The organism is Streptomyces sp. URMC 124, assembly GCF_051386455.1.
In the GTDB taxonomy this organism is placed as follows: Bacteria; Actinomycetota; Actinomycetes; order Streptomycetales; family Streptomycetaceae; genus Streptomyces.
The window spans coordinates 1-279 of the sequence record NZ_JBPQTS010000431.1 but is presented as its reverse complement, the minus strand read 5'-3'; the positions used below and the strand labels follow the sequence as shown (position 1 = coordinate 279).

At 52.3% G+C, this 279-nt stretch carries 1 protein-coding gene; it reads right to left on the bottom strand.

Going from position 1 to position 279, the window contains the following annotated elements; translation table 11 throughout:
• A partial coding sequence (locus ACSNOG_RS33230) for a hypothetical protein (protein ID WP_436756391.1) occupies window positions 1-279 on the bottom strand: 279 nt, incomplete at both ends.

The following is a 279-nucleotide window of genomic DNA, read 5'->3' as shown; positions in this document are numbered from 1 at the left end:
CACCTCCGGAATCTGCAGCAGCGTCACATTGGAATCCACCAAGCCGCGTTCACCGAGGCGGAATGCGTCGCTTGATTTCCGAAGCTCAATCAGGCCTGTGGTGTACTCCCGCGTCTTGTTGTTCTCCGGAAACTGGACTTCATCCGTTGCCTTTGCCCAGTCGAACATATTGATCGCATCCGAGGAATCGTAGGAGTCATGAATAAAATAGCCGAAGCTCTTGCCGTTCTCATCGAACAATTCGTGATATTTCTGCTCTGGAATCCCCTGCCCCTTCCA